Here is a 25,370-nt window from a genome sequence, read left to right as displayed (position 1 = left end):
CTCGGCGGCACGGAACACCCGTACGTGCTGGCATCCTTGGGCGTAGTACGTGGAGGAACGCCAGCGGTCCACCCCTCCGCCCGGTCCTTCTGTACGTTTCTTCGTGACCGTCCGACGCCGAACCAGGAGCCCCGGCCACGTGAGCAGCCACTCACCGCACGGCCAGTCGTCGCTGCGCACCGTGCAGGTGCTGGGCGGCGGCAACGCCGGCAGCAGCGCGCACGTGCGTTCCCTGGCCGCCGGGCTCGTCGCGCGGGGCGTGCGAGTGACGGTGTGCGCCCCCGGCGAGGCGGATGACACCTACGACTTCACGGGCGCCGGAGCCGAACACGTGCACGTGCCGCGCAGCAGCGATCCCGGGTCCGTGGCGGCGCTCCGGGCGGCTTGCACGGACGCCGATCTCGTCCACGCGCACGGACTGCACGCCTCGTTCCGGGCCGTCCTCGCGCTCGGCGGCCGGCGCACCCCGCTCATCGTCACCTGGCACAACCGCGCGCATGCCGAAGGGGCCCGCGCCCATCTGCTGCGGCTGCTGGAACGCCGGGTCGCGAGGACGGCGACCGTGGTCCTCGGCACCACCTCCGACCTCGTCGACCGGGCCCGCAGGACCGGTGCGCGCGACGCACGGCTCGCCGCCGTGGCGCTGCCCCGACCCCGCCGGACCGAGGGCCACGAGGAGTCCGAACCGCCGCCTTCGAAGCTGCGGGCCGAACTCGGCGCCATGGGACGCCCGTTGTGCATGGCCGTCGGTTCCCTGGACGGTCACCGTGGTCACGGACTGCTGCTGGACGCCGCGCGGGTCTGGCGCGGCCTCGACCCCGTGCCGCTGGTCGTGGTGGCGGGGGAGGGGCCGCAGCGGGCGGAGCTCCAGCGCCAGATCGACGGCGAGGAGCTGCCGGTCCGGCTGCTGGGGCGCCGCGACGACGTGGGCGAACTGCTCGCCGCCGCCGACCTCGCGCTGCTGCCCGGCGGCGGCGGGGAGTCCCGGTCGGTCCTGGCACAGGAGGCCCTGCACGCGCGCGTACCGCTCGTCGCCACTCTGACCGGGGGTGTCCGCGAACTCGTCGGCGACGCGGCCGAACTGGTCCCGCCGCACGATCCGGCGGCCTTCGCCGCAGCCGTCGTACGCCTCCTCGACGACCCCGAACGGGCCGAACTCCTGCGGGACCTGGGCACCCGGCAGGCGGCCGGCTGGCCCACCGAGGACGAGACCGTCGCCCAGGTCCTCAGCGTCTACGACGAGCTGACACAGCCTCAGCCGATGATCTGAGCCCTACGCCACGTGCCGCCGCGCCCGCAGCGCCAGGCTCAACGCCAGGACCGTCTGCGGGTCGTCGAGGTCGGTGCCGAGCAACTCGCCGATGCGGGCGAGGCGGTTGTACAGCGTCTGGCGGTTCAGATGCAGCTCGCGGGCCGTCTCCGCCTTACGGCCGGCGTGCGCCAGATAGGTCTCCAGGGTGGGCAGCAGAGGCGGCTTGGAGCGGTGGTCGTGGTCGCGGACCGGGCCGATCGCACGCTCCACGAAGGCCGCCAGGTCCGGCTGGTCGCGCAACCGCCACAACAGGAGGTCGATGTCCAGGCGGCGGGCGTCGTACCAGGGGCGGTCCGGCAGGCCCTGCGCGGCGGTCGCCGTCTCCGCCGCGTGTCTGAGGCCCGCAGAGGCGGCCGCCCAGCCGCCCGCCACCCCGACCACCACCACCGGCGGCTGGGCCCCCGGCCGCTGCATCCCGGCCCGTTCCACCCCGGCCCGCAGCGCCGCCGCGACCCGGTCCGCCACCGCCGAGCGCTCCGACTCCGACCGCAGGCCCAGCAGCAGCGGCACCCGCCCCTCCACCGGCCGCACGCCCAGCAGCACGGGCACACCGACCGACGCCAGCTCCTCCGCGACCGCCCGCGCCAGCACCGCCCAGCCCCCGCCGGGGGAGAGGCCGTCGCCCAGCCGCATGACGACCGGGAGCAGCGGACTGGTGCCGGGCTTGAAGCCGAGGACGCGCGCCTGCGCCGGAGCGTCCTCCGCGGCGATCCGGCCCTCGGCGAGGTCGGTGAGGAAGTCGCCCCGGCCGCGAGCCGCGAGCTCCTCCTCCTGGCGGGCCTGCATCAGCACCACGGCCAGGATCCCGGCCGCCCGGTCGGCGGCGATCCGGTGCACGGGTGCGAGAGGGGCGCGCACGGGCAGCAGCACGAGCCGGGCGCGTACCGAACCCGCCCCCGGCCCGCCCCCGGGCACGTCCACCAGCACCGAGCCGGCGGGCGGCGGCGCCTCCTTGTGCGGCCCGCGCAGGCCCTCCCACACCTGGAGCGGGTCCGCGCCCTCGGGCCCGGCTCCGGCGGCGTACAGGAGCTGGCCCTCGGTCGTCTCCAGGAAGACGGGGTTGCCGCTGAAGTCCGCCAGGATGCCCAGGACCTGCGGTATCCCGCCCCCGCCGAGCAGCGCTTCCGTACAGCGCCGGTGCACTTCCTCGGCCTGCTGGAGCAGTGCGTAGTGCCCGTTGACGATCTCGGTGTGGATCTCCTCCGTGACCGTCACGAACGGCACCTCACGGTGCAGTTGGACCAGGGGGAGCCCGGTCGCCCGCGCCGTCTCGACCAGGGCCGCGGGCAGCCGGGTGAAGCGCGGGCCCAGCTCGATCACCAGGGCCGCGATGCCCCGCTCGGCCAGGGTGCGGACGAACACCCGCTGCTCCGCCGGACGGGTGCCGAGGCCGTAGCCGGTGGTCAGCAGCAGCTCGCCGCCCTTGAGCAGCGAGGCGATGTTCGGGACCTCGCCCGCGTGCACCCAGCGCACCGTGCGGCCCAGCCGGTCGGCGCCCGCGAGGATCTCGGGGAGCCCGCTGCGCAGGCCGGGCAGCTCCAGCGCGCGCCGCACGGTGATGCCGGCGCTCTGGCTGTCGAATCGGTGGTCCGTGCGGCTGTCCATGCAGCGGACGCTACCTGCGCGGACGTGCCGGTGACATCTCCGTGCCCGCATGGGCCGGCCGTCGCCGGGCAGCGGCGGGCCGTGGACCTCAGTGTGGTGGCCGTGGCCGGTCGTGGCGAGTCCGTGGGGCCGGCAGGCGCGGCCCAGATCGGTCATCGTGCCCCGCCCGCGACCCGTACCGCCTCGGCGGCCGGGTCGACGGTGACCGCGCGCATACGACGCAGGTCCACCACGAGGGCCCCGTCGCCCGGTGCCATGCCCGCCACGCTGGGTCCGCCGCCGCGCACCGCGACGGGCAGGACCAGGTCACGGGGGAAGCGCACCGACCGTACGACGTCGGACTCGTCCACGTACGGGGCGATCACCGCGGGCCGCCGGTCGATCATCGAGTCGAAGACGGCCCGGGCCTCGTCGTGACCCTGATCCTCCGGGGCGAACACGTCGCCGACCGGTTCCTCGCGCGGCGCGGACAGCGCCGCGCCCGCCTTCGACGGGGAGGCCGTGGGGCCGCCCTCTTCCGGGAAGGGGCTGTTGGCTCCCAGCGTAGGCGGGCGGGCCGTGTCGGTCCTGTTCAGCCGCCGTACGCGCCCGACGCCGTCAGGCGCAGGGCCGTGTCGATCAGCGGGACGTGGCTGAAGGCCTGCGGGAAGTTGCCGACCTGGCGCTGGAGGCGCGGGTCCCACTCCTCGGCGAGCAGACCGAGGTCGTTGCGCAGGGAGAGCAGCTTCTCGAACAGCTTGCGGGCCTCGTCCACCCGGCCGATCATCGCGAGGTCGTCCGCCATCCAGAACGAGCAGGCCAGGAAGGCGCCCTCGTCACCGGGCAGGCCGTCGACGCCCTCGTCGCCGCCCGAGGTGGGGTAGCGCAGGATGAAGCCGTCCGGGGTGGAGAGCTCGCGCTGGATCGCCTCGATGGTGCCGATCACGCGCTTGTCGTCCGGGGGCAGGAAGCCCATCTGCGGGATGAGCAGCAGGGACGCGTCCAGCTCCTTGGAGCCGTAGGACTGGGTGAAGGTGTTGCGTTCCTTGTCGTAGCCCTTCTCGCACACGTCCCGGTGGATGTCGTCGCGCAGCTCGCGCCACTTCTCCAGCGGGCCGTCCGCGTCGCCGGACTCGATCAGCTTGATCGTGCGGTCGACGGCGACCCAGGCCATGACCTTGGAGTGCACGAAGTGGCGGCGCGGGCCGCGCACCTCCCAGATGCCCTCGTCCGGCTCGTCCCAGTGCTGCTCCAGGTAGCGGATCAGCTTGAGCTGGAGCAGGGAGGCGTAGTCGTTGCGGGCCAGGCCGGTCATGTGGCCCAGGTGCAGGGCCTCGGTGACCTCGCCGTAGACGTCCAGCTGGAGCTGGTGCGCGGCGCCGTTGCCGACCCGGACCGGGCCGGAGTTCTCGTAGCCGGGCAGCCAGTCCAGCTCGGCCTCGCCCAGCTCGCGCTCGCCCGCGATGCCGTACATGATCTGGAGGTTCTCGGGGTCGCCCGCGACGGCCCGCAGCAGCCACTCGCGCCAGGCACGGGCCTCCTCGCGGTAGCCGGTGCGCAGCAGCGAGGACAGGGTGATGGCCGCGTCGCGCAGCCAGGTGTAGCGGTAGTCCCAATTGCGGACGCCGCCGATGTCCTCGGGCAGGGAGGTGGTGGGCGCGGCGACGATGCCGCCGGTCGGGCCGTAGGTCAGCGCCTTGAGCGTGATCAGCGAGCGGATCACTGCCTCGCGGTAGGGGCCGTGGTACGTACAGTGCTCGACCCACTCGCGCCAGAAGTCCTCGGTCGCCTGGAGCGACTGCTCGGGCTCGGGCAGCGCGGGCGGCTGCTTGTGCGAGGGCTCCCACGAGATCGTGAACGCGATCCGGTCACCCGGCGCGACCGTGAAGTCGGCGTACGTGGTCAGCGACTTGCCGTAGGTCTCGCACTCGGTGTCGAACCACACGGAGTCCGGGCCCGCGACGGCCACCGTGCGGCCCTCGTGCTTGTGCACCCACGGCACGACCCGGCCGTAGGAGAACCGCATCCGCAGCGCGGAGCGCATCGGGACGCGGCCCGAGACGCCCTCGACGATCCGGATCAGCTGGGGCGCGCCGTCGCGAGGGGGCATGAAATCGGTCACCCGGACCGTGCCGCGCGGGGTGTCCCACTCCGACTCCAGGATGAGCGAGTCGCCCCGGTAGGTGCGCCGGGCCGCGCGCGGCGGGGGCGCGTCGGAGGCGTGCGCGGGGCCGAGGCGCCAGAACCCGTGTTCCTCGGTGCCGAGCAGACCGGCGAAGATCGCGTGCGAGTCGAAGCGGGGCAGGCACAGCCAGTCGACTGTGCCGTCCCGGCAGACCAGCGCGGCGGTCTGCATGTCTCCGATGAGTGCGTAATCTTCGATGCGCCCGGCCACGTGCAACTCCAGTCGAACGGCCACGTCACCCCCGTGTGGAACGGGGGCTGTCGCTAGTGCGGTCAAGGGGTCGTTTGTAATGCGTCGTTGAGCGGTGAAGCAAAGCAGCCGCTCAGCCATATAGGCAAAACGCCGATTCCTGCTCAACGAACTGACGAGCTCTCGTTGTTCCGGTGGGGATACGGACTGGGGTGTGCCGTCTTGCCGACCGGGCTCGGCAGCGAGTGTCCGAGCAGGATACGACGCACGTAGATGATCTGCGTGCCGCTCCGGACAACGCGGGTGGGCCGAACGGGTGAGCAACGGGTGAGGAACCGGTGCTCGGGGGCCGCCCGTGTCGGCCCGTGCGCGGAGCGTGGCCGGAAGCCATCTCCCTGAGGCGCTGATACCCTGGTAGCCCGTGGACCGGTGGTCTCGAAGCCCCCGAACCGCACCTCCGAATCGCGACCACGGGAGCCCCCTCTTGGCCATGACGCCCAAATCCACGACGACCAAGCACATCTTCGTCACCGGGGGTGTCGCCTCCTCGCTCGGCAAGGGCCTGACGGCCTCCAGCCTCGGCATGCTGCTGAAGGCACGGGGTCTGCGCGTCGTGATGCAGAAGCTCGACCCGTACCTGAACGTCGACCCGGGCACGATGAACCCCTTCCAGCACGGTGAGGTGTTCGTCACCAACGACGGCGCCGAGACCGACCTGGACATCGGACACTACGAGCGCTTCCTCGATCGTGACTTGGACGGCTCCGCCAATGTCACTACAGGCCAGATCTACTCGACGGTGATCGCCAAGGAGCGGCGCGGCGAGTACCTGGGCGACACCGTGCAGGTCATCCCGCACATCACCAACGAGATCAAGCACCGCATCCGCCGGATGGCCACGGACGAGGTCGACGTCGTGATCACCGAGGTCGGCGGCACGGTCGGCGACATCGAGTCGCTGCCGTTCCTGGAGACGGTCCGCCAGGTCCGTCACGAGGTCGGCCGGGACAACGTCTTCGTGGTGCACATCTCGCTCCTGCCGTACATCGGTCCCTCGGGTGAGCTGAAGACCAAGCCGACCCAGCACTCGGTCGCGGCCCTGCGGAACATCGGTATCCAGCCGGACGCGATCGTGCTGCGCTCCGACCGTGAGGTGCCGGCCGCGATCAAGCGCAAGATCTCGCTGATGTGCGACGTCGACGAGGACGCGGTCGTGGCCTGCCCCGACGCCCGCTCGATCTACGACATCCCCAAGACCGTGCACGGAGAGGGCCTGGACGCCTACGTCGTCCGCAAGCTGGACCTGCCGTTCCGTGATGTGGACTGGACGACCTGGGACGACCTGCTCGACCGCGTCCACAACCCCGACCACGAGATCACCCTCGCCCTGGTCGGCAAGTACATCGACCTGCCCGACGCCTATCTCTCGGTCACCGAGGCGCTGCGCGCCGGCGGCTTCGCCAACAAGGCCCGCGTGAAGATCAAGTGGGTCACGTCGGACGACTGCAAGACCCCGGCGGGCGCCAAGGCGCAGCTCGAGGACGTCGACGGGATCTGTATCCCGGGCGGCTTCGGCGACCGCGGTGTGCTCGGCAAGGTCGGCGCGATCCGCTACGCCCGCGAGAACAGGATCCCGCTGCTGGGCCTGTGCCTGGGCCTGCAGTGCATCGTGATCGAGGCCGCGCGCAACCTGGCCGACATCGGCGACGCCAACTCCACCGAGTTCGACCCGGCCACCGGCCACCCGGTCATCTCGACCATGGCGGAGCAGCTCGACATCGTGGCCGGCGAGGGCGACATGGGCGGAACGATGCGCCTGGGCATGTACCCGGCCAAGCTGGCCGAGGGCTCGATCGTCCGTGAGGTGTACGACGGCAAGGAGTACGTCGAGGAGCGCCACCGGCACCGTTATGAGGTGAACAACTCCTACCGCGCCGAGCTCGAGAAGAAGGCGGGCATCCTGTTCTCCGGCACCTCGCCGGACGGCAAGCTCGTCGAGTACGTCGAGTACCCGCGGGACGTCCACCCGTACCTGGTCGCCACGCAGGCGCACCCCGAGCTGCGCTCGCGGCCCACGCGTCCGCACCCGCTGTTCGCCGGCCTCGTGAAGGCCGCGGTCCAGCGGACCGTCGAGGCGGAGAAGACTTCGAAGTAACACACCGGTTGTACGGTGGCCGGGGTGCAAACCTTCAAGGGTGGGCACCCCGGTTTTCGTTTGCGCACGTGGCACGTGGAAGGACGCATGGCATGACGGTCAAGGACACCCCCGAGGCGTGGGAGATCCGGTCGAGCGAGACCCCGTTCGTCGGCAACAAGACCTCCGTCCGCACGGACGAGGTGGTCATGCCCGACGGCTCGGTGGTCCGCCGGGACTTCCAGGTCCACCCGGGTTCCGTGGCCGTCCTCGCCCTCGACGAGGAGGGCCGTGTCCTGCTCATCAAGCAGTACCGCCACCCCGTGCGGCAGAAGCTGTGGGAGATCCCCGCCGGGCTGCTCGACGTGCCCGGCGAGAACCCGCTGCACGCCGCCCAGCGCGAGCTGTACGAGGAGGCGCACGTCAAGGCCGAGGACTGGCGGGTGCTGACCGACGTCTACCCCACCGCGGGCGGCTGTGACGAGTCGGTGCGCGTCTTCCTGGCCCGCGACCTGTCCGAGGCCGACGGGGAGCGCTTCGAGGTGGAGGACGAGGAGGCCGACATGGAGCACGCGCGGGTGCCGGTCGACGAGCTCGTCCGGGGTGTGCTCGCGGGCGACGTGCACAGCAACTGCCTCGTCGTGGGCGTGCTCTCCCTGGTCGCCGCGCGCACCGGCGACGGTCTCGACGCGCTGCGCCCGGCCGAGGCGCCCTGGCCGGCGCGCCCGTTCGAGGCGTGACGCGCTCTCTTCCGCCCTCCTCCGCCCTCCCGGGACCGCCTTTTTCGAGGCGGCCCCGCCCCGTCCGGTGTGACGATCGGCTGATCCGATCGGGGGACGTCCCGGCCGTGCCCGCCGTACTCCACCCGGAACGTCGCAGAGCGTGAACTAGGCTCTGGAATCGCCCGATCCGGAGTCCCGGCGGGCTTGCGCGTGCGGTGGGACGGGAGTGTGGCCCGTGACGGATCAGGCAGTGGACACAGGCGGCGTGCAGCTGTCGGGACACGCTGCGACAGAGGGCCATTTCCTGGGCCGGGTCCGGGAGTTGAAAGAACTGCGGGCCGACATCGAGCGCGCGGGGCTGGACACCATCTCCGGAAAGAAAGCGCCACGCGCGCGCGTGCTCCTCATCGCCGGGCGGCCCGGCTCAGGGCGCACGGCGCTCGCCGAGGAACTCGTCAGGCAGGTCGCCGACCGCTACCGCGACGGCGTCCTGCGCGCCCGCCTCGCCGAGCCCGACGGCACCCCCGTGCCGGTCGAGCGGGCCGCCCGTGAACTACTCACCGCGCTGGACGTGCCGACCCCGCCGGGCGCCGACGAGGACGATCTCGCGGCCGTCCTGCGCCAGACCCTCGCGGAGCGCCGCGTGCTGCTCCTGCTCGACGACGCGGCCGGCGCCGAACAGGTCGACGCGCTGCTCCCGGACACCCCCCAGTGCCTCCTCGTCGCCGTCTCCGCCGGACCGCTCACCGGCATCGCGGACGTCCGCCCCTGCACCCTGGGCGGCCTGGACACCAAGTCCGCCCTCGAACTGCTGAGCCGGTACACCGGCTCGGTCCGCATCACCGTCGACCCGCGGTCCGCCGAGGGCCTCGTGGAGGCATGCCAGGGCGAGCCTGCCGCGCTGAACCTGGCGGGCGGCTGGCTCGCCGCCCGCCCCAAGGCGGCCGTCGCCGACCTCGCCAAGCAGCTCCACGCGGAGGGCGACGAGGGCTCCCCGCTCAGCCGGGTCTTCCGGCTCGTGCACGCCACGCTGCCCGCCCCCGCCGCCCGGATACTGCGACTGCTCTGCCTGGCCCCGGCCGGCCTCGCCGACCCGCACACCGCCTCCGCGCTCGCCGGCTGCTCGGTGGGCGCCGCCCACACCACCCTGGGCGACCTCGCCGCCCTGGGCCTGCTGCGGACCCTGGACTCCCCGCTGCCCCAGTACGAGGTGCCCGCCTGCCTGTACCCCCTGCTGCGCGCCGCGGCCGAGACCCACGACCGCCCGGCCGAGCTCCAGCTGGCCCGGGCGCGCATGCTGGAGCGGACGGTACGGCTGCTCCAGTCCTGCCGGGCCATCACCGAGACCGACAACCCCCAGGCCCGCGAGAAGCTCCAGGGCCTGCCCAGCGCCCTGCGCTTCCCCACCCCGCGCGCGGCGGCCGACTGGCTGCGGGTCCGTCGGCCCGCCCTGCTCGCCTCGGCCCGTCTGGCGGTCGCCGACGGCGAGCTGGACACCCTGGCCCGCCGCCTGATGTCCCAGCTGGTCAGGGCGATGGTCGCGCACTTCGGCACCCAGGCGGCGGCGCCCGACCTGTACGGCGTCCACCGGCTCGTCCTGGACGTGGCCGAGCGCCGGAACCTGCCCCGCGAGAAGGCCGCCGCCCTGCTGAACCTCGCCGACGTCGACGCCAGGACGGGCCGCACGGCGGAGGCACTGGTGCGGTATCGGGCCGCGCTGGACGCCGGACGCGAGGCGAACGACCCGTATGCGATCGGGCGCGCGATGGAATCCGTAGGCGGCGCCCATCTCGAACTCGGGGACTACGACCGGGCCGCCGACTGGTTCGGACGGGCCCTCGCCCAGCGGCTGGCCCGCGACGAGCGCGCGGACGCCGCCCGGCTCTACGGCCGTATCGCCACCGCGCACACCTACGCGGGCCGCTACGGCGAGGCGCAGCGGGCCTGGCGGGCCGCGGCCGCCGGGCACCGCAAGAACGGCGACGTGGGCGCGCAAGCGCGAGCGCTGAGCGAGCTGGCCCGGGTCCAGGAGTACGCGGGGCGCCCGGAGGAGTCGCTGCGCACCTGCCAGGAGGCGGTGGAGTGGGCCCGGCGAGCCGAGGACACGCGTCTCCAGGCCGCGGTGCAGCTGAGGCTGGCAGACACCCTGGAGCGGCTCGGCGACCCGGTGGCGGCCGGCCTGCACCGGGTCGCGGCCGAGCGCATCCTGGGAGAGGAGCTCCCGGACCGCGATCCGGAGCCGGAGTCGAAGTCGGAATCCATGCCGGAACCCAAGCCGGGACCGGAGTCGGGGCCGACGCCGGAGCCGGAGCCGGGGCCGGAATCAGAGTCAGCGGCAGGGCCAGACCGGTCCGATCTCCTGGAACACCGCGCTAACACCTGCGAAATCCGTAGTACACCCGCTGAAGATTGATGCAATGAAAGGCTAGACAGCGGGAACGCCTTCATTAGACTGGCTCTGCCGCACGTTCTCCTGCGGTGCATCCCGGTGTGTCCGCTATCTCCGGGTATGTCTTCGCTGTGCCCCCACATCTACTGAGCCAAGGACCGTGATCGACGTGAAGGTCGGCATCCCCCGCGAGGTCAAGAACAACGAGTTCCGGGTGGCCATCACCCCCGCCGGTGTGCACGAACTGGTGCGCCACGGCCACCAGGTCGTCGTCGAACGCAACGCCGGTGTCGGCTCGTCCATCACGGACGAGGAGTACGTGGCCGCCGGCGCGCGCATCCTCGAGACCGCCGACGAGGTGTGGGCCACCGCCGACCTGCTGCTGAAGGTCAAGGAGCCCATCGCCGAGGAGTACCACCGCCTCCGCAAGGACCAGACGCTCTTCACCTACCTGCACCTGGCCGCGTCCAAGGAGTGCACGGACGCCCTCGTCGAGTCCGGTACCACGGCGATCGCCTACGAGACCGTCGAGCTGCCGAGCCGCGCGCTGCCGCTGCTCGCCCCGATGTCCGAGGTCGCGGGCCGGCTGGCCCCCCAGGTCGGCGCCTACCACCTGATGCGCGCCAACGGCGGCCGTGGTGTGCTGCCCGGCGGCGTGCCGGGCGTGCTGGCCGCCAAGGCGGTCGTCATCGGCGGCGGTGTCTCCGGCTGGAACGCGGCGCAGATCGCCATCGGCATGGGCTTCCACGTGACGCTGCTCGACCGTGACATCAACAAGCTCAAGGAGGCCGACAAGATCTTCGGTACGAAGATCCAGACGGTCGTCTCCAACGCCTTCGAACTGGAGAAGGCCTGCCTGGAGGCGGACCTCGTCATCGGCGCCGTCCTCATCCCGGGCGCCAAGGCCCCCAAGCTGGTCACCAACGAGCTCGTGTCCCGGATGAAGCCGGGAAGTGTCCTTGTCGACATCGCGATCGATCAGGGCGGCTGCTTCGAGGACTCCCGTCCGACCACTCACGCCGAGCCGACCTTCCCGGTCCACGAGTCGGTCTTCTACTGCGTCGCCAACATGCCCGGCGCGGTCCCCAACACCTCCACCTACGCGCTCACCAACGCCACGCTGCCCTACATCGTCGAACTCGCCGACAAGGGCTGGGTGGAGGCGCTGCGCCGCGATGCCGCGCTGGCCAAGGGTCTCAACACCCATGACGGCAAGGTCGTTTACCGCGAGGTCGCGGAGGCGCACGGCCTGGAGCACATGGAGCTGGACCAACTGCTCGGCTGAGCCGCCGCGCCGAGCCGCTCGGCCAAGTCACCCCGGGGAAAAAGGCGATACGTCAACACAGGTCGTCAACCCCGCACGCCCGGCCGGACCTTGCCCGACAAGGTCCGGCCGGATGTGTGTATGGTCACTTTGCGGCTCTCGGCCAACTCGCCTCGAACGTAACGCTTCGACCGATTCGTACACCGGCGAAACCTGCCGTGCGACGGTCGTACGCCCTTGACAGCGGGATGTTTCATTGCCGACACATCGGGCCGGGTCCGGCGGATTGTGTTGCTGCGGACGCCCGACACGCCATAGAGTCGCCGACTGTCGGCATGGTGCCACGCTGACCTTGTCTAGAAGTTTCCTGGTCACCAAGGAGGTAAGACGACTTGTGAATGAGTCGACATTTGCTCCCGGGGGTGGTCAACCAGGAATGCCGACGCGGGCCCAGGTCTCCGCGGGGCTCGAGGCTGTCGGCTCCGTCGCTGTCCGAACCTTCGCAGCCCACCAGAGCCAGCGCAGCCCTCATGTGGCTCTGTCAGCACACCAGAGCATGGATGGCCATTACGTGAACGCCATGGCCGGCGACGGAAGTGGCGCGCCCCGCAACCACTTCGCCGACTACGACGAACTGCCCGAAGGGCACTTCTACGATCCCGATGCCGAGTACGAGCCGGACCCGGAATACGCGGCCACGCTCGCGCCCGACGCGGCCCGACAGCGCCGTGAGCGCGTCGGTCCGACCGGACGCCCGCTGCCGTACTTCCCGATCCCGGGCCCGCTGACCCAGCACGGCCCCGCGACGATCATCGCGATGTGCAACCAGAAGGGCGGCGTGGGCAAGACGACGTCGACCATCAACCTGGGTGCCGCGCTCGCGGAGTACGGCCGGCGCGTGCTGCTCGTGGACTTCGACCCGCAGGGCGCGCTGTCGGTCGGTCTAGGCGTCAATCCGATGGAGCTCGACCTCACCGTCTACAACCTGCTCATGGAGCGGGGCATGGCGGCGGACGAGGTGCTCCTGAAGACAGCGGTCCCCAACATGGACCTGCTGCCCAGCAACATCGACCTGTCGGCCGCCGAGGTCCAGCTGGTCTCCGAGGTCGCGCGCGAGTCCACGCTCCAGCGTGCGCTCAAGCCGCTGATGGACGACTACGACTACATCGTCATCGACTGTCAGCCCTCGCTCGGTCTGCTCACCGTCAACGCCCTGACGGCCGCTCACAAGGTGATCGTGCCGCTGGAGTGCGAGTTCTTCGCCCTCCGGGGTGTGGCGCTGCTGACCGAGACCATCGAGAAGGTCCAGGAACGGCTCAACCCGGAACTGGAACTCGACGGGATCCTCGCCACGATGTACGACTCGCGCACCGTGCACAGCCGTGAGGTGCTCGCGCGTGTCGTCGAGGCCTTCGACGACCACGTGTACCACACGGTCATCGGGCGCACGGTCCGCTTCCCGGAGACCACGGTCGCCGGTGAGCCGATCACCACGTACGCCTCCAACTCCGTCGGCGCCGCCGCCTACCGTCAGCTCGCCAGGGAGGTGCTCGCCCGGTGTCCCGCCGAGTGAGTCTGCCGGGGGCCGACGAACTCTTCCGTACGACAGGGGGAATGGCGCTTCAGTCGTCCGCGCCCCGGCGCTCCGCCAACGGCGAGGCCCGGGTGCCCGCTCCGGCCGGCGAGAGCGACGGGGTGGCGGCCGGCGGCGCGGCGGACGTGCCGAAGTCGGTGCCCGCGCAGGGCGGTGACGGCGAGGGCGCCGAGCACGTGGCGGCCGACGCGGGCCGGACCGACGCCGGGGAGTCCCGTACCCGGGGCGCCCCCGGGGAGCGCTCCGAGCGCCGTCAGGGCCCGCAGGAAGGTTCTGCCTCCGCTGCCGACGGCCAGTCGCGCAAGCGCGGACGGCAGCCGTCCCGCAGGCCCAGCGGCCGGGAGCGGCACGACGAGAAGATCACCGTCTATGTCTCCGCCGAGGAGCTCATGGACCTGGAGCACGCCCGTCTGGTGCTCCGCGGCGAGCACGGGCTGGCCGTGGACCGGGGGCGCATCGTCCGCGAAGCGGTCGCCGTGGTCCTCGCCGACCTGGAGAGCCGCGGGGACGCGAGCATCCTCGTACGACGACTTCGCGGGCGGTAGCGGTAGCCTGCGGGGGCCATGACCTCGAGCGACGTCCCCGTCCCCGGCCCCGGCGCAGCAGCCGGTCGTCGGCGTGCGCTGGGGCGGGGGCCCGGGACGGCGCCGGTCCCCGCCGAGCCGGCGCCCGAGGCGGCCGTACCGGTGCCGGACCCGGTGCCGGCTGTACCGGACCCGGTCGTACCGGACCCGGCCGATCCGGAATCCGTAGCACCGGAACCGGACCTGCGGGAGCCTGCCGATCCGGAATCCGTAGCACCGGAACCGGACCTGCGGGAACCCGCCGATCCGGAATCCGTAGCACCGGAACCGGACCTGCGGGAACCCGCCGATCCGGAATCCGTAGCACCGGAACCGGACCTGCGGGATCCCGCCGAACCGGAATCCGCAGGTTCGGAATCTGGCGTACCGGAGTCCGCGGAACCGGAATCCGAAGCGCCGGAATCCGTAGCCCCGGAACCCGTGCGTCTGGAACCAGTGGGTCCGGAATCCGTCGTGTCCGAGCGGGTGCCGGAATCCGTGGGTCCGGAACCCGTGCCCGAGTCCCGGGAAGCTCCCGACGGGGTTTTCAAGGTCCGCCTCGCCAACTTCGAGGGGCCCTTCGACCTGCTGCTCCAGTTGATCTCCAAGCACAAGCTGGACGTCACCGAGGTCGCGCTGTCGAAGGTGACCGACGAGTTCATGGCGCACATCCGGGCGATGGGGCCCGACTGGGACCTGGACCAGACGACCGAGTTCCTGGTCGTGGCCGCCACGCTGCTCGATCTCAAGGCGGCCCGGCTGCTGCCCGTCGCGGAGGTCGAGGACGAGGCCGACCTGGCCCTGCTGGAGGCCCGGGACCTGCTGTTCGCCCGGCTGCTCCAGTACCGGGCCTACAAGCGGGTGGCCGACATCTTCACGCACCGGCTGGAGAGCGAGGCCCGGCGCTACCCCCGTACCGTCGGCCTCGAACCGCACCACGCGGAGCTGTTGCCCGAGGTCGTCATCAGCATCGGCCCGGAGGGGTTCGCCGGGCTCGCGGTCAAGGCGATGCAGCCCCGGGCCAAACCGCAGGTGTACATCGACCACATCCACGCGCCGCTGGTGAGCGTGCAGGAGCAGGCCGGGATCGTCGTCGCGCGGCTCCGGGAGCTCGGCGAGGCCAGCTTCCGCACGCTGGTGGCGGACACCGAGGACACCCTCACCGTCGTGGCCCGCTTCCTGGCGCTCCTCGAGCTGTACCGGGAGAAGGCGGTCGAGCTCGACCAGGAGACCGCGCTCGGTGAGCTGCTGGTGCGCTGGACCGGCGGGGACGGGGACGCGCAGCCGGTGGTCACGGACGAGTTCGACCGGCCGCCCGAGGAGCCCGAGAAGGAGACGAAGACGTGACCGAGGAGAGTGTCGCCGCACTCGACCTCAAGCCGGCTCTGGAGGCCGTCCTGATGGTCGTCGACGAGCCCGCGACCGAGGAGCACCTCGCGAAGATCCTCCAGCGGCCCCGGCGCAGGATCGCGGACGCGCTGCGCGAGCTGGCCGACGAGTACACCGTGCAGGGGCGTGGCTTCGAGCTCAGGCTCATCGCGGGCGGCTGGCGGTTCTACACCCGGCCCGAGTACGCGGCGGCCGTCGAGGGCTTCGTGCTGGACGGACAGCAGGCCCGGCTCACCCAGGCGGCGCTGGAGACCCTGGCGGTCGTCGCGTACCGCCAGCCGGTCAGCCGCAGCAGGGTCTCCGCGGTGCGCGGAGTGAACTGCGACGGCGTGATGCGCACCCTCCTCCAGCGCGGTCTGGTCGATGAGGCGGGCGCGGAACCCGAAACAGGTGCGATCCTGTACGTGACGACGAACTACTTTCTGGAGCGGATGGGCCTGCGCGGTCTGGACGAGCTCCCGGAACTCGCGCCCTTTCTCCCCGAGGCGGAGGCGATCGAGGCCGAGATGCTGGAAGGGGTCCCGTCGTTCGATCCGGACGCACCGGACGCAGATGCAGACGACACGACGACGACGGAACTTTGATGCGAAGCAGTGGCAGCGGCAGTGGCAGGAACAACGGGCGCGGCAAGCCCCGGGGGACCGGCGGGGGCGGTTCCCAGCCGAGGGGCGGCTCTGGAGGTCGTGACGAGCGGTCGAGGGGCGGCTCTGGAGGTCGCGACGAGCGGTCGAGGGGCGGCTCTGGAGGTCGCGACGAGCGGTCGAGGGGCGGCTCTGGAGGCCGTGACGACAGGCCGACGGGTGCGGGAGGCCGCGACGACGGGCCGAAGCGTCCGAGCAGGCCGCGTCCCGAGGAGCGTCGCTACGACGTAGGCCCCGGCGCCACCCACGAGGGCCCGAAGGCCGGGCGCGGCGGCGCGGCCCGGGGCGGCGCCAAGGGCGGCCCCAGGCAGAGCCAGCAGCGCGGCGGACGCACGGAGCCGGCGCGCTCCCGCGAGTACGAGACGCGGGCCGAGGAGCGCAACCGGGACCGGTACGCCGAGAAGAAGGACGTCAAGCTGCCCAAGACCTTCCCGGGCGCCGAGCAGGAGGGCGAGCGGCTTCAGAAGGTCCTCGCGCGCGCGGGCTACGGCTCCCGGCGTGCCTGCGAGGAGCTGATCGAGCAGGCGCGGGTCGAGGTCAACGGCGAGATCGTCCTGGAGCAGGGCAAGCGGGTCGACCCGGAGACCGACGAGGTCAAGGTGGACGGCCTGACGGTCGCCACCCAGTCGTACCAGTTCTTCTCGCTGAACAAGCCGGCCGGCGTCGTCTCCACGATGGAGGACACCGAGGGCCGTCAGTGCCTCGGCGACTACGTGACCAACCGCGAGACGCGGCTGTTCCACGTCGGGCGGCTCGACACCGAGACCGAGGGCGTCATCCTGCTCACCAACCACGGCGAGCTGGCCCACCGGCTGACCCACCCCAAGTACGGCGTGAAGAAGGTCTACCTCGCGCACATCGTGGGTCCCATCCCGCGTGACCTGGGCAAGCGGCTGAAGGACGGCATCCAGCTGGAGGACGGGTACGCGAAGGCGGACCACTTCCGGGTCGTCGAGCAGACCGGCAAGAACTACCTGGTCGAGGTGACCCTGCACGAGGGCCGCAAGCACATCGTGCGCCGGATGCTGGCGGAGGCCGGCTTCCCGGTCGACAAGCTGGTCCGCGTCTCCTTCGGCCCGATCACCCTGGGCGACCAGAAGTCGGGCTGGCTGCGCCGCCTGTCCAACACCGAGGTCGGCATGCTGATGAAGGAAGTCGAGCTTTAAGGACTCCTGGGGCTCCCAGGGCTTGTGCCTGACCGCACCCCCTTTTTATAGTCGTGGTGACTATTAAAAGGGGGGTGTTCGGCGTGCGGGGTTATGACAAGTACGCCCACGAACCCTTCGCCGTCACCGTCGACCTCGCCGTCCTCACGCTCCGCGCGGGCACCCTGCACGTCCTGCTCGTCGAGCGCGGCCAGGAGCCGTACGCCGGCCGGTGGGCGCTGCCGGGAGGCTTCGTGCGGCCGGACGAGTCCGCGGAGACGGCCGCCCGGCGGGAACTCGCCGAGGAGACCGGCCTGAAGGACGTCTCCGGGCTGCACCTCGAGCAGCTGCGCACCTACAGCGAACCCGACCGCGACCCCCGGATGCGGGTGGTCTCCGTCGCCTTCGCCGCGCTGCTGCCCGACGCCCCCGAGCCGACGGGCGGCGGCGACGCGGCCCAGGCCCGCTGGCTGCCGTACGACGACGCGAAGCCGCTCGCCTTCGACCACGACCGGATCATGGCCGACGCCCACGACCGGGTCGGCGCCAAACTCGAGTACACCTGCCTCGCCACCGCCTTCTGCCCGCCCGAGTTCACCCTCGGCGAGCTTCAGCAGGTCTACGAGACGGTGTGGGGGACCGGCCTGGACCGGCCCAACTTCCGCCGCAAGGTGCTCGCCACCCCGGGCTTCGTCGAGCCCGTGCCCGGCGGCGCGCGCCTCACCGGCGGCCGCGGCAAGCCCGCCGCCCTCTACCGTGCGGGCGCCGCCACCGCGCTCCACCCGCCCCTGCTGCGACCGCCCCGGGAAGGACGATCCGCATGACCACCTCGACCACCGTCAGGAAGCGCGCCACCGGGGCCCTGCTGGGACTCGCGCTGGGGGACGCGCTCGGGTTTCCGACCGAGTTCAACGACGTTTTGTCGATCCTCGCCAAGTGCGGGCCCTGGCGGGAGATGGAACTGCCGAAGCGCGCATTCGTCTCCGACGACACCCAGATGACCCTCGCCGTGGGGCGGGCCATGCGGACCGCCATGGACCGGGGGCTGCTCGTGCCGACGGCGCTCGCGCGCCCGCTGCGCGCGGAGTTCGTGGACTGGTACCAGTCGCCGGACAACAACCGGGCCCCGGGGCGGACCTGCCTGACGGCGTGCAACCTGCTCAAGGACGAGAAGCGCGGCTGGCAGGACGCCAGCCAGATCGGCTCCAAGGGCTGTGGCGCCAACATGCGGGTGGCCCCCGTCGGGCTCGCTCCCGGGCTCAGCGAGGAGCAGCGTGCGGGCGCCGCCCAGCTCCAGTCCGCCCTCACCCACGGGCACCCCACCGCGCTCGCCGCCTCCGACCTCACCGCCCACGCCGTCCGGCTGCTCACCCAGGGCGCCCAGCCGACGGCCCTGGTCGGGCTCCTGAGGGCCTACGCCGTCGACAACCGCTCCCGCTACCACCACCGCTGGCTCGGCGACCTGTGGACCCGCGGCCAGGACCCCACCCCGGAGCACTTCATCGAGCGCGGCTGGGACGAGTGCCTCGGCATGCTGGACCGGCTCCGGGAGGCGCTGCGCGACCCCGCGCCCGAGACCGACCCGTGTCTGGCCACGGGGGCGGGATGGGTCGCCGAGGAGGCCATGGCGACCGGTCTGCTGTGCTTCCTGCTGTTCCCCGACGAGCCGGTGACCGCGCTGCGCCGGGCCGCCTGCTCCTCCGGGGACTCCGACTCCATCGCCTGTCTGACGGGCGCCTTCGCGGGCGCGTACGCGGGGGCCGACGCCTGGCCGAGGGCGTGGGCGGACCGGATCGAGTACCAGGGAGAGCTGGTGACCCTCGGGGCGCTCTGGGACCAGTGACCCGCCCCGGGCTCAGGTCAGTCTGATCGCGCCGCCCTCGACGGTGATCTGCTCCTCGGGCAGCGGCTTCGTCGCCGGGCCGCCGGCCACCGAGCCGTCGGCGATGCGGAACTCGCTCTTGTGACAGGGGCAGTGGATGATGCCGTCGGCGACGCTGCCGACGGTGCAGCCCTGATGGGTGCAGATCGCGGAGAACGCCTTGAAGTCGTCCTTCGTCGGCTGGGTGACGACGACCTTCTCCCGCGCGAAGATCTTGCCGCCGCCGACGGGGATGTCGGTGGTCTTCGCCAGCTCCTGGCCGGCGGAGGCCTTCGGGGACTGCTCGGACGAGGAGCCGTCCTCGTTGCCGTACTCGCCGCAGCCCGTGGCGAGCGCGGCGGCCGCGCCGCCCGTCGCCAGGAGGACCGTGCGCCGTGTCGCGGGGAGGGTCATGTCGTCACTCCGAAAGTGCGGAAGAACCAGAAGGCCGAGGTCAGCCAGATGATCGTGAGCACGGCGAAGACGAGCCCGCCGACGATCGGCAGGAGCCACCCCGGCAGTCGCTCCGAGCGGAGCAGCAGCATCTTGGCACTGAATGCGCCGAAGAAGAAGCAACCCAGGAGGGAGTGCCACATAACGCGCGTTTCGTATGTCTGATAGCCAAGCGCGTACAGGCAGTGCACCGCAACCGGGACCGCGATCAGAAAAGCGGCCCGGCCCGACCAGCGGTGCAGCGTGCCGGACCAGGCGGGCCCCGGCAGCTTGCCGTACAGCATCGAGGCCGAGACGAGCTGGACCAGCGCGAAGAACATCGCGGCCGTCGCCAGCCAGGACTTGACCGCGCCCGTGCTGCTGAAGCCGGCCAGGTTGAAGGCCGTCCCGGCCGGGTCGTGGACCTTGCCGTACACGCCCAGGGCGAGCGCCACGGCGGCGGCGGCCAGCGCCGGGACGAGGTAGCGGGCCGGGTGCGGGACGCGCCGCGCGGGGTCGGGGCCGGGGAAACTCTGGGTGGCGGCGTTCGGGTCGACGGTCATGGTGGCTCCCTGCTCGAAGGGGTCAGGGCGTGGCGGGGCGGGCCGTGAGCTGCTGTCCGTCGACCGTCACCGCGCCGGTCTCCGGGTCGATGCGGGGCGCGGGGGAGGGCTTGCCGTCGCGGGTGAGGATGCCGACCTGGGTGCCGTCCTTCAGCACGATCCAGCCGCCGTCGATCTTCGCGGAGCGCACGGTGGCCGTCGCCCGCCACAGCCCGGACGGCTTCGCCGCCCGGTCCGCCGAGAAGGCGTGCCGCCCGCCGCCCACCTCGACCGTGCCGTCGATCCGCTTGCCGTCCTCGAGCGTGCCGTCGAGTTTCGCGCCGTGCTCGCCGGTGAGCCGGAGCGTGCCGTCGTCCTCGACGTCTCCCTTGAGCCAGGACTCCTCGGTGTGGCCGTCGCAGTAGTACGCGATCGCCTTGCCGTCGCGGACGGAGACGGCGACGGCCGCCGCGTCGTCGTCCGTGCGGCCGGCGTAGTCGGCGGCGGCGGCCGGGACACGGGAGGGGGAGGGGGTGGCGGGGCTGGGGGCGGTCGAGGCGGCGCTCCGGGCGGGGGCCGGACTCGGTGACTTCTCCTCGTACGAGGACGAGGCGGTCTTCGTCCCCGTCGTCGCGTTGAGCGTCAGCAGGAACAGGCCGAGCACCAGTCCCGCGAGAAGGGTGAGCAGGGGTCCTGGACGCTTCATTTCGGGCCTTCCCCGATGCGGGTGTCCTGCCGTCAGAGTGCCATGAGAGCGCAGGTCGCACCCGCCGTAAAGGGCGTACGGGGGCGTTCTCGTCTCGGCACGCGGGCGGCACGCGCCGGACCGGCGGGGGCTGACTAGGCTGACCGCGTCAGGAGCCGTAGTCGGCAGTCGGAACTTCAGCAAGGAGCAGCGCCGTGGCGGTACGAGCGGTCCGGGGAGCCGTCCAACTCGAGCGGGACGAGGCCGGCCACATGGACGAGCAGGTCGGAGCCCTGCTCACCGCTGTCCTGGAGCGGAACTCGCTCGGCGCCGACGACCTGATCAGCATCTGGTTCACGGCCACGCCCGACCTGCACAGCGACTTCCCGGCGGCCGCGGCCCGCAAGCTCGGCATCGTCGACGTGCCGCTGATCTGCGCCCAGGAACTCGACATCGCGGGCGCCATGCCGAGGGTCGTGCGCATACTCGCGCACGTCGAGACCGACACGGCGCGCGCCGACATCAACCACGTCTACCTCGGTGCCGCGGCCGCCCTGCGCAGGGACATCGCGCAGTGAGGACCGCGCTCGTCATCGGAACGGGGCTGATCGGCACGTCCGCCGCGCTGGCCCTCGCCCAGCGGGGTGTCGTCGTCCACCTCGCCGACCACGACCCCGGGCAGGCCCGTACGGCGGCGGCGCTCGGCGCCGGCACCGACGCGGAGCCCGAGGGCCCTGTCGACCTCGCGATCGTCGCCGCTCCGCCCGCCCATGTGGCCGCTGTGCTCGCCGACGCGATGCGCCGTGGGGTGGCCCGCGGCTACCTCGACGTGGCCAGCGTGAAGGGCGGGCCGCGCCGTGAGCTGCAGGCCCTCGGCCTCGACCTGTCGGCGTACATCGGCACCCACCCCATGTCCGGCCGGGAGAAGTCGGGGCCGCTGGCCGCGACCGGTGACCTCTTCGAGGGCCGCCCCTGGGTGCTGACGCCGACCCGGGACACCGACACCGAGGTCCTGAACCTGGCCCTGGAGCTGGTCTCCCACTGCCGTGCCGTCCCGGTGGTCATGGACGCGGACGCCCACGACCGCGCGGTGGCGCTGGTCTCCCACATGCCGCACCTGGTCTCCAGCATGGTCGCGGCGCGTCTGGAGCACGCCGAGGAGGCCGCCGTGCGGCTGTGCGGGCAGGGGATCAGGGACGTCACCCGGATCGCCGCCTCCGACCCCGGCATGTGGATCGACATCCTGTCCGCGAACCCGGGGCCGGTCGCCGACCTGCTCACCGACGTCGCCGCCGACCTGGAGGAGACGGTCCAGTCCCTGCGCGCCCTCCAGTCCTGCGACGACGCCAAGCGCCGCGAGGGCGCCGACGGCGTCCAGGACGTGCTGCGTCGCGGCAACGCGGGCCAGGTCCGGGTCCCCGGCAAGCACGGGGCCGCTCCGCGGGCGTACGAGGTGGTGGCGGTGCTCATCGACGACCAGCCCGGCCAGCTGGCCCGCATCTTCGCCGACGCCGGACGGGCGGGCGTCAACATCGAGGACGTCCGCATCGAGCACGCGACCGGGCAGCAGGCGGGTCTGGTGCAGCTGATGGTCGAGCCGAAGTCCGCGGTGGTGCTGTCCTCGGCGTTGCGCGAGAGGGGCTGGGCGATCCGGCAGTAGGGGCGTCCCGCGGCCCCGGGCGCCCGGTGCCGACCAGGTACCGGCCGGACGAGTGACGCGCGGCCGGTAACCTTGTGCGGGGCGCGGTCGCGTCCCGCACATCCACCGCCTCGCACCAGGAAGGTGTCCCCCCGTGGAAAACGGCGCCGCCCAGCCCGTGATTGTCGCCATAGACGGCCCCTCGGGCACGGGCAAGTCGAGCACGTCCAAGGCCGTGGCCGCCCAGCTGGGGCTGAGCTACCTGGACACCGGTGCCCAGTACCGGGCGATCACGTGGTGGATGGTGACCAACGGGATCGACCTCGAGGACCCCACGGCGATCGCCGCCGTCGCCGGCAAGCCGGAGATCCTCTCCGGCACCGACCCGGCCGCCCCGACGATCACGGTCGACGGCATCGACGTGGCCGGCCCGATCCGTACGCAGGAGGTCACCGCCAAGGTCAGCGCGGTGAGCGCCGTACCCGAGGTGCGGACCCGGATCACCGAGCTCCAGCGCTCGCTGGCGGCCGGCACCGAGAAGGGGATCGTCGTCGAGGGCCGTGACATCGGTACGACCGTGCTGCCCGGCGCCGACCTGAAGGTCTTCCTCACCGCCTCTCCGGAGGCCCGTGCCGCCCGGCGCAGCGGCGAGCTGAAGGGCGCGGACGTCAAGAGCACCCGGGAGGCGCTGATCAAGCGGGACGCGGCCGACTCGTCCCGCAAGACCTCCCCGCTCGCCAAGGCGGACGACGCCGTCGAGGTCGACACCACCGAGCTGACGCTGGCCCAGGTCATCGAGTGCGTCGTCACCCTCGTCGAGGAGAAGCGGACCGCGAAGTGACTGCCGGGTCCACGCCCTCCGAGAAGGGCGCCGAGGTCGGGCGGCGCATCGGCGTCGGCCTGATGTACGGGCTGTTCAAGCCGCGGGTGCTCGGCGCCTGGAAGGTGCCGGCGAGCGGCCCGCTGATCTTCGCGATCAACCACTCGCACAACGTCGACGGCCCGATGGTGATGGGCGTGGCGCCCCGGCCGACGCACTTCCTGATCAAGAAGGAAGCGTTCATCGGCCCTCTCGACCCGTTCCTGACCGCCATCGGCCAGCTCAAGGTCGACCGGGACACCACCGACCGGACGGCGATCACCCGCGCGCTGGGCGTGCTGGAGAACGGCGGGGTCCTCGGGATCTTCCCGGAGGGCACCCGTGGCGAGGGCGACTTCGCCGCCCTGCGCGCCGGGCTCGCGTACTTCGCGGTGCGCGGCGGGGCCCCGATCGTGCCCGTCGCCGTGCTGGGAAGTTCCGAACGGCGCGGACGGTTGATAAAGGCACTGCCCCCGCTGCGCTCCCGGGTCGACGTCGTCTTCGGCGATCCGTTCGACGCGGGCGACGGCAGCGGACTGCGTACCCGCAGGGCGCTGGACGCGGCCACCGAACGCATCCAGAAACAGCTGGCCGCACACCTGGAAAACGCCAGGCGCCTGACCGGGCGCTGAGCGACACTGAATACCGAGTAGTGGATCAACCAGAACAAAACGGCTGCTCCACCGATCACCACGATGAACGACGAGGTACGGACTTCATGAACGACCACATCCAGCCCGACGGCTCGGAAGCCTTCGAGCACGATCACGGGGCGCTCGGCGACGCCGAGTACGCGGAGTTCATGGAGCTCGCCGCCGTCGAGGGCTTCGACGTCGAGGACGTCGAGGGGGCGATCGAGGCCGCCGGGCACGGGCCACTGCCGGTGCTCGCCGTCATCGGCCGTCCGAACGTCGGCAAGTCGACTCTGGTGAACCGGATCATCGGCCGTCGCGAGGCCGTCGTCGAGGACAAGCCGGGCGTCACCCGCGACCGCGTCACCTACGAGGCCGAGTGGGCGGGCCGCCGCTTCAAGCTCGTCGACACCGGCGGCTGGGAGCAGGACGTCCTCGGGATCGACGCCTCCGTGGCCGCGCAGGCCGAGTACGCGATCGAGGCCGCCGACGCCGTCGTCTTCGTCGTCGACGCCAAGGTCGGCGCCACCGACACCGACGAGGCGGTCGTGCGGCTGCTGCGCAAGGCCGGCAAGCCCGTCGTGCTGGCCGCCAACAAGGTCGACGGCCTGAGCGGCGAGGCCGACGCGGCCTCCCTGTGGTCCCTGGGCCTCGGCGAGCCGCACCCGGTCTCCGCTCTGCACGGCCGAGGCACCGGCGACATGCTGGACGCCGTCCTGGAGGCGCTCCCGGAGGCCCCCGAGCAGACCTTCGGCACCGCGGTCGGCGGCCCGCGCCGCATCGCGCTCATCGGCCGCCCGAACGTCGGCAAGTCCTCGCTGCTCAACAAGGTGGCCGACGAGGATCGGGTCGTCGTCAACGAGATCGCCGGCACCACCCGCGACCCGGTCGACGAGCTGATCGAACTCGGCGGCGTGACCTGGAAGTTCGTCGACACGGCGGGCATCCGCAAGCGCGTCCACCTCCAGCAGGGCGCCGACTACTACGCCTCGCTGCGCACCGCGGCCGCCGTCGAGAAGGCCGAGGTGGCGGTCATCCTGATCGACGCCTCCGAGTCCATCTCGGTCCAGGACCAGCGCATCGTCACCATGGCCGTCGACGCGGGCCGCGCCCTCGTCATCGCCTACAACAAGTGGGACACCCTCGACGAGGAGCGCCGCTACTACCTGGAGCGGGAGATCGAGACCGAGTTCGCCCAGGTCGCGTGGGCGCCCCGGGTGAACGTCTCGGCGCGCACCGGCCGGCACATGGAGAAGCTGGTCCCGGCGATCGAGGCCGCCCTGGCCGGCTGGGAGACCCGCGTCCCGACGGGCCGTCTCAACGCCTTCCTGGGCGAGCTGGTCGCCGCCCACCCGCACCCGGTCCGGGGCGGCAAGCAGCCGCGCATCCTGTTCGGCACCCAGGCCGGGACCAAGCCCCCGCGGTTCGTCCTCTTCGCCTCCGGCTTCATCGAGGCGGGCTACCGGCGCTTCATCGAGCGCCGCCTGCGCGAGGAGTTCGGCTTCGAGGGCACGCCGATCCACATCTCGGTGCGGGTGCGCGAGAAGCGCGGCGCCAACAAGAAGAAGTAACGGCGACACGGCTGGAGGGCGGCACCCGTCACGGGCTG

General features: G+C 72.0%; 22 protein-coding genes and 1 pseudogene. 17 read left to right on the top strand and 6 right to left on the bottom strand.

Annotated elements, in window-relative coordinates; genetic code table 11:
- The first annotated feature begins 139 nt into the window (after positions 1–139).
- On the top strand, positions 140–1,270 hold the full coding sequence (locus ACFWBD_RS37055) for a glycosyltransferase family 4 protein (RefSeq protein ID WP_385677091.1): 1,131 nt from the start codon (positions 140–142) through the stop codon (positions 1,268–1,270).
- Positions 1,271–1,273: 3 nt separating this feature from the next.
- Here the strand turns inward: ACFWBD_RS37055 and ACFWBD_RS37050 are convergent, their stop codons facing one another.
- The 3 genes and pseudogenes from ACFWBD_RS37050 to ACFWBD_RS37040 all read right to left on the bottom strand — a co-directional run bounded on the left by ACFWBD_RS37050 (position 1,274) and on the right by ACFWBD_RS37040 (position 5,291).
- Positions 1,274–2,917, bottom strand: coding sequence for a PucR family transcriptional regulator (locus ACFWBD_RS37050; protein WP_385677129.1), 1,644 nt, complete (start codon positions 2,915–2,917; stop codon positions 1,274–1,276).
- 105 nt (positions 2,918–3,022) lie between these two features.
- Positions 3,023–3,459, bottom strand: a pseudogene (locus ACFWBD_RS37045) (FAD-binding protein); the annotation flags it as partial.
- 29 nt (positions 3,460–3,488) lie between these two features.
- Positions 3,489–5,291: a glycoside hydrolase family 15 protein gene (locus tag ACFWBD_RS37040; RefSeq protein WP_385568344.1), complete on the bottom strand. Its 1,803-nt coding sequence runs from the start codon at positions 5,289–5,291 to the stop codon at positions 3,489–3,491.
- A gap of 469 nt (positions 5,292–5,760) precedes the next feature.
- On the opposite strand from ACFWBD_RS37040, the gene ACFWBD_RS37035 reads away from it, so the two are divergent.
- The 11 genes from ACFWBD_RS37035 (at position 5,761) to ACFWBD_RS36985 (ending at position 18,954) form a co-directional block, all read left to right on the top strand.
- Positions 5,761–7,425 carry a CTP synthase gene (locus ACFWBD_RS37035; RefSeq protein WP_385677088.1) on the top strand — a complete coding sequence of 555 codons (1,665 nt, stop codon included), beginning with the start codon at positions 5,761–5,763 and terminating at the stop codon, positions 7,423–7,425.
- Between the two features lie 92 nt (positions 7,426–7,517).
- A complete protein-coding gene (locus tag ACFWBD_RS37030; protein WP_385677085.1) occupies positions 7,518–8,144 on the top strand; it encodes an NUDIX domain-containing protein in 627 nt (208 codons plus the stop codon).
- Between the two features lie 217 nt (positions 8,145–8,361).
- Positions 8,362–10,539: a tetratricopeptide repeat protein gene (locus tag ACFWBD_RS37025; RefSeq protein ID WP_385677083.1), complete on the top strand. Its 2,178-nt coding sequence runs from the start codon at positions 8,362–8,364 to the stop codon at positions 10,537–10,539.
- 136 nt (positions 10,540–10,675) lie between these two features.
- Positions 10,676–11,800, top strand: a complete 1,125-nt coding sequence (ald, locus tag ACFWBD_RS37020; RefSeq protein WP_171396390.1) for an alanine dehydrogenase — start codon at positions 10,676–10,678, stop codon at positions 11,798–11,800.
- Between the two features lie 415 nt (positions 11,801–12,215).
- Positions 12,216–13,352, top strand: coding sequence for a ParA family protein (locus ACFWBD_RS37015; RefSeq protein WP_351768361.1), 1,137 nt, complete (start codon positions 12,216–12,218; stop codon positions 13,350–13,352).
- Positions 13,353–13,393: 41 nt separating this feature from the next.
- On the top strand, positions 13,394–13,918 hold the full coding sequence (locus tag ACFWBD_RS37010) for a hypothetical protein (RefSeq protein ID WP_385677080.1): 525 nt from the start codon (positions 13,394–13,396) through the stop codon (positions 13,916–13,918).
- An 18-nt stretch (positions 13,919–13,936) separates the two neighbouring features.
- Entirely contained in the window at positions 13,937–15,283 is a 1,347-nt protein-coding gene (locus tag ACFWBD_RS37005; protein WP_385677077.1) for a segregation/condensation protein A, read from the top strand.
- Positions 15,284–15,336: 53 nt separating this feature from the next.
- On the top strand, positions 15,337–15,909 hold the full coding sequence (gene scpB, locus ACFWBD_RS37000) for an SMC-Scp complex subunit ScpB (RefSeq protein WP_385677126.1): 573 nt from the start codon (positions 15,337–15,339) through the stop codon (positions 15,907–15,909).
- Positions 15,909–17,132 (top strand): pseudouridine synthase, encoded by a 1,224-nt coding sequence (locus ACFWBD_RS36995; RefSeq protein WP_385677074.1) that lies wholly within the window; start codon positions 15,909–15,911, stop codon positions 17,130–17,132. Before scpB ends, ACFWBD_RS36995 begins: the two co-directional genes overlap by 1 nt.
- Before the next feature lie 74 nt (positions 17,133–17,206).
- Positions 17,207–17,935: an NUDIX domain-containing protein gene (locus ACFWBD_RS36990; RefSeq protein WP_385677123.1), complete on the top strand. Its 729-nt coding sequence runs from the start codon at positions 17,207–17,209 to the stop codon at positions 17,933–17,935.
- Positions 17,932–18,954: an ADP-ribosylglycohydrolase family protein gene (locus tag ACFWBD_RS36985; protein WP_385677071.1), complete on the top strand. Its 1,023-nt coding sequence runs from the start codon at positions 17,932–17,934 to the stop codon at positions 18,952–18,954. The genes ACFWBD_RS36990 and ACFWBD_RS36985 overlap by 4 nt, the downstream gene beginning before the upstream one ends.
- 12 nt (positions 18,955–18,966) lie before the next feature.
- On the opposite strand, the gene ACFWBD_RS36980 is transcribed toward ACFWBD_RS36985, so the two are convergent.
- From ACFWBD_RS36980 to ACFWBD_RS36970, 3 genes are read right to left on the bottom strand one after another with little or no spacing between them, the layout of a single operon-like run.
- Positions 18,967–19,386, bottom strand: a complete 420-nt coding sequence (locus ACFWBD_RS36980) for a Rieske (2Fe-2S) protein (RefSeq protein WP_385677068.1) — start codon at positions 19,384–19,386, stop codon at positions 18,967–18,969.
- Positions 19,383–19,967, bottom strand: a complete 585-nt coding sequence (locus ACFWBD_RS36975; RefSeq protein ID WP_385677065.1) for a DUF6529 family protein — start codon at positions 19,965–19,967, stop codon at positions 19,383–19,385. The genes ACFWBD_RS36980 and ACFWBD_RS36975 overlap by 4 nt, the downstream gene beginning before the upstream one ends.
- Positions 19,968–19,989: 22 nt before the next feature.
- Positions 19,990–20,652: a hypothetical protein gene (locus ACFWBD_RS36970; RefSeq protein ID WP_385677062.1), complete on the bottom strand. Its 663-nt coding sequence runs from the start codon at positions 20,650–20,652 to the stop codon at positions 19,990–19,992.
- Between the two features lie 194 nt (positions 20,653–20,846).
- Here ACFWBD_RS36970 and aroH point away from each other — a divergent pair, with 194 nt between their 5' ends.
- From aroH to der, 5 genes are all read left to right on the top strand, one after another.
- A complete protein-coding gene (aroH, locus tag ACFWBD_RS36965; protein WP_351768370.1) occupies positions 20,847–21,209 on the top strand; it encodes a chorismate mutase in 363 nt (120 codons plus the stop codon).
- Entirely contained in the window at positions 21,206–22,291 is a 1,086-nt protein-coding gene (locus ACFWBD_RS36960; RefSeq protein WP_385677059.1) for a prephenate dehydrogenase, read from the top strand. The genes aroH and ACFWBD_RS36960 overlap by 4 nt, the downstream gene beginning before the upstream one ends.
- Positions 22,292–22,424: 133 nt before the next feature.
- Positions 22,425–23,111 (top strand): (d)CMP kinase, encoded by a 687-nt coding sequence (gene cmk / locus ACFWBD_RS36955; protein ID WP_385677056.1) that lies wholly within the window; start codon positions 22,425–22,427, stop codon positions 23,109–23,111.
- Positions 23,069–23,761 carry a lysophospholipid acyltransferase family protein gene (locus ACFWBD_RS36950; RefSeq protein ID WP_385677053.1) on the top strand — a complete coding sequence of 231 codons (693 nt, stop codon included), beginning with the start codon at positions 23,069–23,071 and terminating at the stop codon, positions 23,759–23,761. Before cmk ends, ACFWBD_RS36950 begins: the two co-directional genes overlap by 43 nt.
- An 86-nt stretch (positions 23,762–23,847) precedes the next feature.
- Positions 23,848–25,332, top strand: coding sequence for a ribosome biogenesis GTPase Der (gene der, locus ACFWBD_RS36945; protein WP_385677050.1), 1,485 nt, complete (start codon positions 23,848–23,850; stop codon positions 25,330–25,332).
- The last annotated feature ends 38 nt before the right edge of the window (positions 25,333–25,370 follow it).

Origin of the sequence: Streptomyces sp. NPDC060002 (assembly GCF_042737245.1) — a bacterium.
Classification (GTDB): Bacteria; Actinomycetota; Actinomycetes; order Streptomycetales; family Streptomycetaceae; genus Streptomyces.
This window is presented reverse-complemented; position numbering and strand designations above follow the sequence as displayed.

What these genes read in the sequence shown, in the direction of transcription:
- ACFWBD_RS37050 (WP_385677129.1), bottom strand. Translation starts at nt 2,917, where the DNA reads ATGGACAGCCGCACGGACCACCGATTCGACAGCCAGAGCGCCGGCATC.
- ACFWBD_RS37035 (WP_385677088.1), top strand. Translation starts at nt 5,761, where the DNA reads ATGACGCCCAAATCCACGACGACCAAGCACATCTTCGTCACCGGGGGT.
- ACFWBD_RS37030 (WP_385677085.1), top strand. Translation starts at nt 7,518, where the DNA reads ATGACGGTCAAGGACACCCCCGAGGCGTGGGAGATCCGGTCGAGCGAG.
- ACFWBD_RS37015 (WP_351768361.1), top strand. Translation starts at nt 12,216, where the DNA reads ATGCCGACGCGGGCCCAGGTCTCCGCGGGGCTCGAGGCTGTCGGCTCC.
- ACFWBD_RS37010 (WP_385677080.1), top strand. Translation starts at nt 13,394, where the DNA reads ATGGCGCTTCAGTCGTCCGCGCCCCGGCGCTCCGCCAACGGCGAGGCC.
- ACFWBD_RS37005 (WP_385677077.1), top strand. Translation starts at nt 13,937, where the DNA reads ATGACCTCGAGCGACGTCCCCGTCCCCGGCCCCGGCGCAGCAGCCGGT.
- scpB (WP_385677126.1), top strand. Translation starts at nt 15,337, where the DNA reads ATGGTCGTCGACGAGCCCGCGACCGAGGAGCACCTCGCGAAGATCCTC.
- ACFWBD_RS36995 (WP_385677074.1), top strand. Translation starts at nt 15,909, where the DNA reads ATGCGAAGCAGTGGCAGCGGCAGTGGCAGGAACAACGGGCGCGGCAAG.
- ACFWBD_RS36985 (WP_385677071.1), top strand. Translation starts at nt 17,932, where the DNA reads ATGACCACCTCGACCACCGTCAGGAAGCGCGCCACCGGGGCCCTGCTG.
- ACFWBD_RS36980 (WP_385677068.1), bottom strand. Translation starts at nt 19,386, where the DNA reads ATGACCCTCCCCGCGACACGGCGCACGGTCCTCCTGGCGACGGGCGGC.
- ACFWBD_RS36975 (WP_385677065.1), bottom strand. Translation starts at nt 19,967, where the DNA reads ATGACCGTCGACCCGAACGCCGCCACCCAGAGTTTCCCCGGCCCCGAC.
- ACFWBD_RS36970 (WP_385677062.1), bottom strand. Translation starts at nt 20,652, where the DNA reads ATGAAGCGTCCAGGACCCCTGCTCACCCTTCTCGCGGGACTGGTGCTC.
- der (WP_385677050.1), top strand. Translation starts at nt 23,848, where the DNA reads ATGAACGACCACATCCAGCCCGACGGCTCGGAAGCCTTCGAGCACGAT.